This is a genomic window from Coleofasciculus sp. A1-SPW-01, from assembly GCF_040217205.1.
Classification (GTDB): domain Bacteria; phylum Cyanobacteriota; class Cyanobacteriia; order Cyanobacteriales; family Coleofasciculaceae; genus Coleofasciculus; species Coleofasciculus chthonoplastes_A.
In genome coordinates this window covers 29639-42712 of the sequence record NZ_JAVJNP010000147.1, presented here as the reverse complement: position 1 = coordinate 42712, position 13074 = coordinate 29639, and the positions used below count along the sequence as shown (strand labels likewise).

7 protein-coding genes are annotated in these 13074 nt (G+C 47.3%); 4 read left to right on the top strand and 3 right to left on the bottom strand.

Features of this window, described 5'->3' with window-relative positions; genetic code table 11:
* The first annotated feature begins 1 nt into the window (after position 1).
* Entirely contained in the window at positions 2–289 is a 288-nt protein-coding gene (locus RH949_RS22625) for an RNA recognition motif domain-containing protein (protein ID WP_006098780.1), read from the top strand.
* A 243-nt stretch (positions 290–532) separates the two neighbouring features.
* Here the strand turns inward: RH949_RS22625 and RH949_RS22620 are convergent, their stop codons facing one another.
* Entirely contained in the window at positions 533–2596 is a 2064-nt protein-coding gene (locus tag RH949_RS22620) for an ABC1 kinase family protein (protein ID WP_006098785.1), read from the bottom strand.
* Between the two features lie 204 nt (positions 2597–2800).
* On the opposite strand from RH949_RS22620, the gene recN reads away from it, so the two are divergent.
* A complete protein-coding gene (recN, locus tag RH949_RS22615; RefSeq protein WP_446356305.1) occupies positions 2801–4570 on the top strand; it encodes a DNA repair protein RecN in 1770 nt (589 codons plus the stop codon).
* A 16-nt stretch (positions 4571–4586) separates the two neighbouring features.
* Here recN and RH949_RS22610 read toward each other — a convergent pair whose 3' ends face one another.
* Complete coding sequence (locus tag RH949_RS22610) at positions 4587–4889, bottom strand: hypothetical protein (protein WP_446356303.1); 303 nt, start codon at positions 4887–4889, stop codon at positions 4587–4589.
* On the opposite strand from RH949_RS22610, the gene RH949_RS22605 reads away from it, so the two are divergent.
* Together RH949_RS22605 and RH949_RS22600 are read left to right on the top strand one after the other, a co-directional pair.
* Positions 4877–7504, top strand: a complete 2628-nt coding sequence (locus RH949_RS22605; RefSeq protein WP_446356301.1) for a GAF domain-containing protein — start codon at positions 4877–4879, stop codon at positions 7502–7504. The genes RH949_RS22610 and RH949_RS22605 overlap by 13 nt on opposite strands.
* A 210-nt stretch (positions 7505–7714) precedes the next feature.
* The gene (locus RH949_RS22600) at positions 7715–10114 is read left to right on the top strand and encodes a CHASE2 domain-containing protein (protein WP_446356299.1); all 2400 of its coding nucleotides are present in this window, start codon (positions 7715–7717) and stop codon (positions 10112–10114) included.
* Positions 10115–10475: 361 nt separating this feature from the next.
* Here the strand turns inward: RH949_RS22600 and glgP are convergent, their stop codons facing one another.
* Entirely contained in the window at positions 10476–13040 is a 2565-nt protein-coding gene (glgP, locus tag RH949_RS22595; RefSeq protein WP_446356297.1) for an alpha-glucan family phosphorylase, read from the bottom strand.
* Positions 13041–13074 lie beyond the last annotated feature (34 nt).

Here is a 13074-nt window from a genome sequence, read left to right as displayed (position 1 = left end):
CATGTCAATTTACGTAGGCAACCTATCCTACGACGTTACTGCAGAAGACCTGAGTGCTGTCTTTGCAGACTATGGTGCTGTCAAGCGGGTGCAATTACCCACTGATCGTGAAACCGGACGTCCTCGGGGTTTTGGTTTCGTAGAGATGGAAACAGACGATGAAGAAACAGCCGCTATTGAGGCACTCGATGGGGCTGAATGGATGGGGCGCAATATGAAGGTGAATAAAGCCAGACCTCGCGAAAACAGAGGCGGTAACCGCAAAAACGGTAACTTTTCGCGTCATTAATAATTCTAATTCACTCAATTATAGCAACCGCCATGGCTGTTAGGACACATCATTTATGTAGAGACGCGCCATGGCGCGTCTCTACATGATGCCGAACGTCCTAATCGATGTGTCTATTGCTATAGAATTAGAAAAGAGCCGGGAAATAAATTTCCGGCTCAAAACTAAATTTATTCATATCAGCATTGTAGGATCGCCGAAACTTAATAGACCGTAGGGTGGGCATTGCCCACCGGGAGCATGTCAGTGAATCGCGGCGGCTGGTGGCAGGACGAGTTTGGGTGCTCTCTTGACGCTAGAACCATTAGAAGGCTTTTCCCCTTGACTTTGAGTCTCCTGAAGTAAAACTTCCCGAATTAATCGTGCCATCACCCGTTGGGCTAAACCGCCAGCAATTTTTTGTCCCATTTGCTGAGTTTCTGGCTTCATCAAAAATTGAGGAACAAGGGGGGCAAGTTGGAAGGGATCGAAACCGGGCGTATCTTGCAGAATTTGCCAAATTCGTTTGATATGCTCTGCACTTTGCGGTAGTTCTACGACTTTGCTAGTGGATTCTGTTTTTTGCTGTAATCCCACTCGTTGGCGCAGAGACTCAGTTACATTATCAAAGGTTTGACGTCCAAACATATCGACGGCTTTGACAATTTCCTCGATCAATTGGTCTCGAATCAAAACTCCACGTTCTGAGAATAAAAATTCTAACGTTTGATTTAAAACCTTATTCAAATCGTAATCTTGAGAATTGGCGGCATTCCGCAATAAATTTTCCAGGCGATTCCAGCGGAAATTACCGTCTTTGACGAGTAAGTCTTTTAGAGAAGCGCGTAATTGTGGGGAAGAATCTGTTAACAAACGTTTCGCCACATAAGGATAAGCTTTACTGAGAACCTTGAAATTCGGATCAACATTAATCGCAATCCCTTCTAATGTGACCAAGGAACGAATAATTAGGGCATAGTAGGCGGGAACTCGAAATGGATATTCATACATCACTTCCGAGAGTTGGTCAGTGATACTTTTGAAATTGAGTTCGGCAACACTAGCGCCTAAGGCATTGTTAAAAACATTAGCAAGCGCTGGAATAATTGGGGTTAAATCCGTATCTTCCGACAGAAACTCTAAGTTTACATAGTCATGAGCTAAACCTGCGAAGTCCCGATTGACTAAATGAACAACCGCCTCAATCAACCCATAACGCTGATAGGGTTTGACTTCGCTCATCATCCCAAAATCCAGATAAGCCAGCTTGCCTTCCGGCGTGGCTAGTAAATTTCCGGGATGGGGATCAGCATGGAAAAATCCATGCTCCAATAGTTGACGTAGTGAACATTGCACGCCAACTTCAATTAAATACTTGGCGTCAATTTCTTGAGCTTTAATTGCTTCCAGATTAGTCAGTTTAGTACCACTGACCCACTCCATTGTCAAGACACGCCGTCCTGTATATTGCCAGTAAATTTTGGGTACATATATATCCTGAAGGTGACCGTAAAGGTTGGCAAAGCGTTCAGCATTACACCCTTCTTGGGTATAATCCATCTCTTCAAAGATGCGGGTGCCAAACTCATCCATAATGGCAACCAAGTCACTCCGCACCTGCTTAACATTGTTTTGTACCCACTGAGCGAGGCGGCGTAATATATAAACGTCCAAGGCAATGCGCCGTGCTAAACCTGGTCGCTGCACTTTGACGGCGACGGTTTCCCCTGTTTTAAGTTTCCCTTTGTAAACTTGTCCTAGGGAGGCGGCGGCTACAGGCGATGAGGTCAGTTCGGCATAAATTTCTTCGGGGCGATCGCCTAGTTCTTCTTCGATGAATCGAAAAGCGACTTCATTGGGGAAGGGAGGGAGTTGATCTTGTAGCAACGCCAACTCTTCTAAGTAGAGGGGTGGTACTAAGTCAGGTCGCGTCGAAAGTGCTTGCCCGACCTTAATATACGCTGGTCCGAGTTGGGTTAAGAGTTCCCGCAACTGAATCGCTCGCCGCCGTTCTTTGATCTGTCGGCGACCTCGTATCCGATCCCACCATAGCCCTAAGGCAAAGGCAGCCGTGGGTAAAGTAATCCTGAGTAGCCGTCCTAAGACTTGTAGCGGTGCGCGTCCATATTGAGCTTCAATCGCTACTGGATCATAGCGCAGCGTTTCGGTTCGGTTTTCCGAACACTCCTGTGGTAGCGCTGATCCCGGGGACGGCGTCTGTTCATACTCAACCACAATTGGCTCAGGGGGTAAGGATTCCACTGAGGGATTGAGTTCGGCGATTGAATCTGGCTGGGGAGAGGCAGGAGAAATTGTTTTAAGATTCATATTTATTCAGGATTCACCAACAGGAGCGGCTCTGTAAAGAATTGTAACAAAAAAATGATTGAGATACCACGCCATTCAGTTTATCCTGATCAGGACTCATGATTAAGGAACAAGGTTGGCTCGATCGGCACGGTAGTATCCACTTATAACTTATGACTTATTTCGTCTTTTAACCGCTTTCTCTAACTATTGGATGAAAATGTTATGTTGCTATCGTTACGGATTCAAAATTTTGCCTTAATTGACCAACTGGAATTGGAATTTGCGGCGGGTCTGAATGTTTTGACGGGCGAAACGGGTGCTGGCAAGTCAATCATTCTGGATGCCATTGATGTCGCGTTGGGAGGAAAAGTCACCCATCGCTTGATTCGCACCGGGGAAAAACGGGCGCTGGTTGAGGCGACGTTTCGCATCGATGGGACGTTGATGGCTTGGTTGAGTGAACAGGAAATTGATTTACTTGATGAAGCGGATTTGGTCTGTAGTCGAGAGATTACGGCTAAACAGAACTCCCTGCGATCGCGATCGCGAATTAATGGGATTTTGGTGAATCGCCGCTTGATGGAACAATTACGCGATCGCTTGGTGGAAATTACCGCCCAAGGTCAAACAGTACAGCTTTTTGCCTCAACTCGCCAGCGGCGACTGCTTGACTTTTTCGGCGGTTTCCCGATCAAACAACACCTTGATCAAGTGACTACGGCTTATCTGGCATCTCAGGACGCTTGGCAAGCCCTGCAAAAACGGCGTCAGTCGGAACAGCAGCGTCTACAACGTCTCGATTGGCTAGAGTATCAAACTCAGGAACTGAGCGCCGCTGATCTTGCTGATCCGGATGAACTTACCGAACTCGAACAAGAGAGTCAACGGTTAACTCATGTCGTAGAACTTCAACAGCACAGTTATCAGGTCTATCAGTCACTTTACCAAAATGACAGCGGTGCATTTGCCTGCGCCGATTTATTAGGGGAAGCCGAAACCACGTTGAGTGATATGGCGCAATACGACAGCCAATTACAACCCATCCTAGAATTGGTCAGTGGGGCTTTAGCGCAGGTGGTAGAAGCTTCTCACCAAATTAATGCGTATGGGGATGGACTCGAAACTGATCCCGAACGTTTAGAAGAGGTGGAAGAACGCATCCGCGCCCTGAAACAAATTTGCCGGAAATATGGACCCACGTTAGCCGATGCGATCGCCCATTACGAAAAACTGACCTCAGAATTGGCTGAACTCCGGGGTAATGGTCAATCCTTGGATGAGTTGGAAAAAAGTTATCATCAATGTCAGGAAATCTTAACAGAATATTGTAATCAGCTCACCCAGTTACGTCGAGTCGCAGCCGAGGAACTGGAACAGCGTCTGGTGGAGCAACTGAAGCCTCTAGCCATGGAAAAGGTACAGTTTCAGGTCGCGATCACACCCATCACGCCGACAGTGACTGGTGCGGATCAAGTCACGTTTTATTTATCTCCCAACCCTGGGGAACCTCTACAACCGTTAGCAGCAACGGCATCGGGGGGGGAAATGAGCCGTTTTTTACTGGCATTGAAAGCCTGTTTGTCCAATAGTGGCGACCAAGGCGTGACCTTAATTTTTGATGAAATTGACGCTGGGGTATCGGGGCGGGTAGCCAGTGCGATCGCGGAACGACTTCATCACCTGAGCCAGCAGAATCAAGTGTTGTGTGTGACACACCAACCCATCATCGCCGCCATGGCAGATCGACATTTCCGCGTCGATAAACAGGTGATCGATCAAACCCTCTTACCCGAAACTAACCAGACAAACACGCTCGTTGATCAGGGAATTTCTGAGATTGACCTGCGTACCGTCATTCGCGTCAGTCGCCTCGATCATCATTCTCACCGCCAGGAAGAAATTGCCCAGCTAGCGGGTGGACAATCGGGTCAAGAAGCCATGACGTTTGCTGATTCGCTGTTGACCCAAGCCCGTCATTGGCGTCAGAATTAATGGAGATGGTCATTCGTCAGGGAACAGGCAATAGGCAATAGGCAATAGGCAATAGACAATAGGCAATAGGCAATAGACAATAGGCAATAGGCAATAGACAATAGGCAATAGGCAATAGGCAATAGAAATTTAGTCTCCCAGCTCCCTCAGCTCCCCCAGCTTCCCCAGCTCCCCCAGCTTCCCCAGCTTCCCCAGCTCCCCCAGCTTCCCCATCTTGCCAATAAAATAAACCTGAGTGGTAAAACTTTAACTGATAGAGTAATCTTATTCGTATGCCAGGAATGTTCTCTGACCCTAACGAGAAATATGACAGCTGCATTTTCACCCAGGTCTGCGGATCACAATGGAGATACCGTTGATATAACGCCAATCTATACTGACGACCAAAGAGCGCATGAACATCAACCTGCCTCTGCTGGTGCCCTAGCGACCACTAATGGAACATTTACGGCGTTTCTTGCCCCCCTGACTCAAGACAGTTTCAAAGAAGTTGTTACGGGGGTGGAAAAGAAACTCGAAGTTGTTCATCAAACCCTGTCCATGCTCCTCGACAGCCAAGGGTTTGAGACAATTCTTCAGGAGATGCTCAATGCCATCACCTTGAAGACAGCAGAGCTTTTGGGTGCAGACCGGACAACGATATTTTTACTGGATGAAAATAAAAATGAATTATTTTCGATCGTCGCCGAGGGTGAGAATGGAAAAACCATAGAACTTCGGATTCCGGCTGATCAGGGAATTGCTGGGGAAGTGGCAACGTTGAAAAAAGTTGTCAATAATCCCTACGATTTCTTCGATGATCGGCGATCAGAAGGGTCGAAAAAACTCTATAAGACAACCGGATACCGGACGTATACGATGCTGACGCTTCCCTTACTCAATGAGAAGGGAGACTTGGTGGCGGTGGTTCAGCTACTGAATAAGCTAAAGCCGGATCATGAGCCTGAGGATGATTTACCCTTAGAAGAAAAAATTGATAAACAAGGGTTTAGCGAAACCGATCAGAAACTTTTTGAAGAATTTGCCCCCTCCATCCGCCTGATTCTGGAATCGTCCAAGTCATTTTACCTGGCAACCCAGCAACAGCGAGCGGCTAATGCTCTGATGAAAGCGACTGAATCCCTGAGTAAGAGCAGTTTGGACTTGGAAGAAACGCTCAAGCGGGTGATGGAGGAAGCTAAGGAGCTGATGAATGCCGATCGCTCGACTTTGTGGTTGATTGATCACGAACGCAATGATTTGTGGACGAAGATTACTCAGTCTGGCGGCTCGATGAAAGAACTGCGGGTTCCCATCGGAGCTGGTTTTGCGGGTCGAGTCGGGCTGACGGGTGAAATTCTGAATATCCCATTTGACCTGTACAATCATCCCGATTCCGAGAAAGCCAGAGAAACCGATCGCAATACGGGATATCGCACCTGTAGCTTGCTGTGTATGCCAGTCTATAACGCCGATGGCGAGTTAATTGGCGTCACTCAATTAGTGAATAAGAAAAAGAAGGGAGAGTTTCCTCCTTACCAGCCCAATCCAGATAAAGAGGAACAAGACGCACCCGAATGCTGGAAGGCGAGTTTCGATCAAAGCGATGTCGCTTTTATGGAAGCCTTTAATATCCAAGCGGGTGTGGCGCTGCAAAATGCAAAGCTGTTTGCCACGGTTAAACAGCAGGAGCAAATGCAGAGGGATATCCTGCGGAGTCTGACCAATGGTGTAATTTCTACAGACAAAGCCGGTAAAGTTATCGCGGCGAATGAAAGTGCCAAGCAACTGTTGGGCTTTAGTAAGGGAGATACTATCGAAGGGCGATCAGTTTCCGAATTGATCAAAATTAAAGAGAAAGAGGGTAGTCTTGCCAGCTTTGCTCAATTACTACAGAATGGCTTAGATGCCAAAAGCGAGAAAGACCGCAATCAGTACTACCCCGATCAGACGTTGCTAACGCCGAGCAATGAAGAGCATAGCGTGCATTTGTCGATTAACTCCATTGCGGATACTAGCGATCTGACCAATGTGTATGGGGCGTTGGTGGTGATGGACGACATCAGTGATGAGAAGCGCCTCAAGAGTACAATGTATCGGTACATGACTCAGGAGTTGGCAGAAGAACTGCTGAAACTGGGTGATGCCAAAATGGGAGGCGATCGCAAAGAAGTTTCGGTGCTGTTTTCTGATATTCGTAGCTACACCACTTTGACCGAAAAACTCCAAGCGGAAGAAGTGGTGGGAATGCTGAATGAGTATTTTGAATCGATGGTCGAGGCGATTTTCAAGCAGAAAGGTACTCTCGATAAATATATCGGCGATGCAATTATGGCGGTATTTGGTTCGCCCTTACCCCTACCCGATCACGCCTGGAGAGCGGTACAAACGGCTGTGGACATGCGCCACCGATTGGCAGATTTTAATGCTAATCGTCTGTCACAGAAAAAAGAAGAAATCCGAATTGGGATTGGGATTAACTCGGACAGTGTGATTAGCGGCAATATTGGTTCGAGTAAGCGGATGGAGTTCACCGCCATTGGCGATGGTGTCAACTTAGGCTCCCGCCTAGAAGGTGCCAGTAAGCAATATGGCTGTGACATTATTATTAGCGAATATACCTTTGCTCCCTGCCAGGATAGGATTTGGTATCGGGAACTCGATTGCATTCGCGTCAAAGGCAAGAATAAGCCTGTCAGAATTTACGAACTGGTGGGACTGCGTTCTGATCCCCTTTCTGCCGAAAAAGAGGAAATTATTGAACATTACCACAAAGGACGGGAGCATTATCTCAACCGGAAGTTTACCCGGGCGATGGGTGAATTTGGCATTATCATGGAAGAATTTGACAAAAATGATAAAGCCTCTGCATTACACCTGAAGCGGTGTCAACATTTTCTCCAAGAACCACCACCGGATGACTGGGATGGGGCTTACACGATGACTGAAAAGTAATTCAAGCAACTAGCACCCCAAGAATGAGAACTCTTTTGAGTAGGATGGGCATTGCTCACCCTACTTATTTATCGCTAATCAGAGAATTATTTTTCAACCCACATTGAGTCATAATAGAGACCAGTGTCTACTGAATTCTATGTTGATGTTGGCTACAATTCAGGGAAATTCTTGCTAGCGTTAAGGTGTTAGTTGTGAGTAATCAGATACGTGAAGGAAACTAGTGGGGAGTTATCTCAAAACCAGGTTCCCTACGAGGGTCGCGAAGGGTCAAAGCTCTCTGCCTTTTGGTCGCGTCTTAAACGCATTGGTAGTTTGACCTGGAAAAATCCAGCCTTGCTAACCAGTTTGGCGGTTACAGGTGTGTTGCTGGGGACTCGCCAGTTAGCGCTTTTGGAGCCATTGGAGCTTTATGCTTATGATCGGTTGATGCAGTTGCGACCGAGTTTACCCCCTGACCCACGCCTGTTGGTGGTTGAGGTGACGGAGCAGGATATTGAATCCCTAGAGCAGTGGCCCATGACTGATGCGGTGATGACGCAGCTACTGCAAAAGCTACAGCAGCATCAACCGACGGTGGTTGGTTTGGATATGTATCGGGATATTCCCATACCTCCGGGTAACGCTGAATTAACCCAACTCTTTAACAACAGCGATAATCTCATTCCTATTTGTCGGCTAGGGAACGAAACCAAGCGAGGGACTCCCCCACCGAAAGCTGTGCCTCAGGAGCGGGTTGGCTTTGCGGATTTAGCGATCGATGAAGGGGGTGTTGTGCGTCGGGCATTGTTGTTTCACAATGCCGAAATTCCTGAAGGTTGTAGCACCCGCCTTTCCTTTAGCTTTCAGTTGGCCCGGTACTACCTAGAACAAAAAGGAATTGAACCACAAACGATTACCCAAGACGAACAAGAGTATCTCAAATGGGGAGATGTGGTTTTCAAACCCCTAAAGCCCAAGTCAGGAGGGTATCAAAAGGCGGATGCGGGTGGCTATCAACTTTTATTGAATTACCGCTCTGCGGACAAACTCGCCGATAGTGTGACCCTGACAGACGTTCTCGAAGATCGTCTTGATCCAAGCTTAGTCAAAGACCGCATCGTCCTGATTGGGATTTCTGATCCGGCAGAAAATGATCTGTTCTACACACCCTACAGTTCCGAAGGGGAAGTTCTGCAAAAAATGCCGGGAGTAGTTGTTCATGGTCAAATTGTCAGTCAACTGCTCAGTACCGTTCTCAATGGACGCAAGCTGTTTTGGTTTATCCCTGAGTGGGGAGAAGTGGTCTGGATCGGGTTTTGGTCATTGACGGGCGCTATCCTGATATCCATCACCCACAATATCCGGCAACTGCTGCTGGCTGAGACAGTAGCGATTGGTCTTTTGGGCAGTATATCCTTGATCGTGTTTCTGGAGGCGGGTTGGATACCGGTGATGATACCAGCCTTGGGATTGGTGATGTCATCTACAGGGGTCTTGGCTTATAGCGCCTACCAAAATCAGCAAGAACGCGCCCATTTTGCCCATCTACTCCAAGAACAGGAAAATAATCTCATTGCCCTTCAGGGTTTATTACAAGATAGAACCAGCTTTGCTCCAACCACTCAAGAGGCTGAAGATGACGATCAGACTCTGATTGCAGAACAGCAAGAGGTAACCCTAAGTGAAGAAACGGCTATTGCCCCATCGCAGCAGGATGGGGATGGAGAAACGGCAATTTGGACACCTGATGCAGCTGTGAGCCAACCCGCGCCAACGGTTAAACCATCTGACAATCCCAACCTTTTAGCCGGACGCTATAAGATTAATCGGGTTCTAGGTTCTGGGGGATTTGGTCTCACCTATTTAGCTGAAGATAGCCACAGACCGGGCAAACCCAAGTGTGTGGTCAAGCATTTAAAACCAGCCCGTCGCGATGAACGATTTCTCGCCATTGCCAGACGTCTCTTTCATACAGAAGCAGAAATCTTAGAAAAGTTAGGCAGACATTCTCACATTCCCCAGTTGCTGGCATATTTTGAAGAAAGTCGGGAATTCTATCTTGTCGAAGAATACATTAAAGGAGATTCACTCAGCGACGAGTTACCTGTAGATAAGCGAATGCCAGAAGAGCAAGTGGTCAAGTTAATCAAAGGTCTCTTAGAAATTATGGTGTTTATCCATGAACATAATGTTATTCACCGGGATATCAAACCCAGTAACATTATTCGTCGCCAAACCGATGGTCAATTGGTGTTAATTGATTTTGGGGCAGTTAAACAGATTCAACCTCAACAAAAACTGGATCAGGAACACGATACCCAGGAACATAATACGGTGGCGGTTGGTACTCGTGGCTATGCACCGTCAGAACAATACGCTGGACACCCGACTCTGAGCAGCGATATTTATGCGGTTGGGGTGATTGGGATTCAAGCTTTAACAGGCATTCCTCCTCACCAGTTAGTGCTGGATTCAGAGACCGGGGAAATTAGCTGGCGTCATTTGGCAAATGTGAGTGACGAATTCGGTGAAATATTAGAAAAAATGGTGCGCTACTACTTCATGGATCGATATCAGTCTGTGACAAAAGTGTTAGAGGATTTAAGTACCTTGTCACCTCAATCTTAGAGCGAATGCCACTGACTGGTATGCTGGTGGGTTTCGACTTCGCAAGAGCCCACGATGGCGGCGTGGCACACCTTAATTGGTGGATTACAATTGTAAAATTGTAGGGTGCGTTAGCGTAGCGTAACGCACCTTTGCCAGGATACTGGATTATCTTTAACCCAGACTCCGCACTTCAATTTGAAGTACAAGATAATTTCCTTGTTTGTTGAAACCTGAAGTTCTCCTCGTATAACAACAGCAGAGGGAGCTAACCTCACTTTTCACGGTATCTGGTGCCTCTGTAGGGGCGGGTTTAATTACTATCTTTTCGGTTGCACCCGAAATGTGACTCAACCCGCCCCGACTCCCCCCATCTCTAATACTAAGAAGCCCAGAGAACTAAACCAGGTTCATAGAGACTAGAAAGGTGTTTGTGTTTGGGAAATACCCGGAGAGACAAACCTTGTAAGCCACTGGCACCATAACAGATATCTGCCGTGTAGATGCTGATATTGTGTTCGTCAGTTCCTTGGTAATCCATCACCACGGGTACGCCATTAACAATTTGCCCGTCGGCATTGACTGAACCTTGGTAGAGTTCTATCTGTAAATCATCAGCCGTTAGTCCAGCGAGGTTGATCCGGCTTTTCACCGCAACCGTTTGATTGACCATCAGATCCTTGGCAGCCGCAATGTCAATGTCTTCAATTTTAATGTTGTACCACTGTTCAAATAAGTGTTGTTTCCACTGAGCAAGGGCTTTCACGGGTTGGTAGTTCTCGCTCGTCATCGCCTTGTAGCGTTCGCTAGCTGGGAAATAACCCCGCATCGCATAATCTCGCAGCATACGAGCGGTATTAAAGGTAGGACAATTAAGCCGGATTGCATCTTTCATCTTGGCAATCCACCCACGCGGTAATCCTTCATTATCGCGATTGTAGAATAGGGGGACAATTTCCTTTTCCATTAGCTCATAAAGGGCATTGGCTTCTATCTCGTCTTCGTACTCAGGATTATCGTATTCTTCCCCATGACCGATGGGCCACCCGGTTCGCACGTAATCGGCTTCGTCCCACCATCCATCAAGGATACTGACATTCATCAGACCATTCATAGACCCCTTCATTCCAGAGGTTCCGGATGCTTCACGGGGGCGACGGGGAGTATTTAACCAGATATCACACCCCGATACCATCAATCGGGCGATGTGAATGTCATAGTTGGGAACAAAGACGACAGAATTCTCCAATCCGGCTTCCCGAATTGTATGGATAATGTCGCGGATTAAATCTTTTCCAGGCATGTCTTTGGGGTGAGCTTTACCGGAAATGACAAACTGAACTTTTCGTTCTTTATTGCCTTGGATAATTTTCTTGATCCGATCCAGATCCCGCATGAATAAGTTTGCCCGCTTATATGTGGCAAACCGACGGGCAAAACCGATGGTCAAAATGCTGGGATCTAGAACCTCATGCGCCCGATCAATTTCAGCAGAGGTAGCGCCGCGATCGCGTAAATGGTATTGTAAGCGTTCCCGTACAGACATAACCATTTGAGACCGACAAGCTTGGTGATTGCGCCACAACTCCTCATCCGGAATCGAAGCCACCCGATCCCACAGGGGATCTTCTGCTTTGCGGCTTGACCAGTTCGGACCCAAATAGCGGTCATAGAGTTCCTGGTTGGCTTTTGCCACCACACTACGAGCATGAACTCCATTGGTAATTGAGGTAATCGGGACTTCATCGAGAGGCAGATCAGACCACAGTCCATGGAACATCTTCCGCGACACGTCCCCATGCAATCGGCTGACGCCATTAATAAAACTAGAGGTTTTAATGGCTAACGCTGCCATGCTGAAAGGAGATGCCAAATTCCCCGTATCTTCTCGTCCCAACCCCAGAAATTCTTCCCGCGACAAGCCAAAGATATTCGCATAATGACCCACATAGTACATTGCCTTATCGGGAGGAAATAGGTCAAATCCCGCTGAGACAGGCGTATGGGTGGTGAATAGTTGGGTAGACTGAGCCAATTGTTTGGCTTCGGCAAAGCTTAACCCTTCTTCCTCCATATATCGACGGATGCGTTCCAGAATTAAAAACGCGGAGTGACCTTCGTTGAGGTGATAAACGTTGACCTTGTATCCCAAGGCTTTTAAGGCTCTAATTCCACCAATCCCTAACATCATCTCTTGGTGAATCCGCATATCCAAATCACCCCCATAAAGTCTATCGGTGATATCTTGGTCGTAGGGATTATTTGGTTCAATGTTGGTATCAAGCAGATACAAGGGAACCGTTCCCACTTGCACGCGCCAGACGCGGGCATAAACAGTACGACCTGGATATTCGACGGCAACCCGCACTTCTGAACCATCAGCATTCCGCTCTAAGTGCAGCGGCATATTGTAAAAGTCATTAATCGGATAGCGCTCTTGTTGCCAACCATCTGCATTCAGGTATTGGGCGCAGTATCCTTCTTGATAAAGTAAACCGACTGCCACTAAAGGCAAACCAAGGTCAGAGGCAGATTTGAGATGATCGCCAGCCAGAACACCCAAACCACCGGAATATATGGGCAGGCAATCGACTAACCCATACTCGGCACAGAAGTAGGCATAGCATTCTTTTTCCTCGCTGTTGCCACGATGTTTACGATACCATGTCCGTTCCTTGAGGTAGTCGTCTAACTGTCGAGATGCCCGTTCCATTTGTGCCAGAAACCCATCATCTTCAGCCACTTCTTCCAGACGGGCTTGGCTAATCATCCCCAACGTCAAAACGGGATTATGGCGAGTCGATTCCCAGAGTTTACGGTCTAGGCGCCGGAACAAGTCTTTTGTTTCCACATTCCAGTCCCAATGCAGGTTATATGCCAGCTTACGTAAGGGTTCCAGGGCTTCTGGCAAAGCGGGAGAAACGTTAAAAGTGCGAATAGGCTGCATAAAGCGACAAAATTCTAAGTCTTACACGGATAAC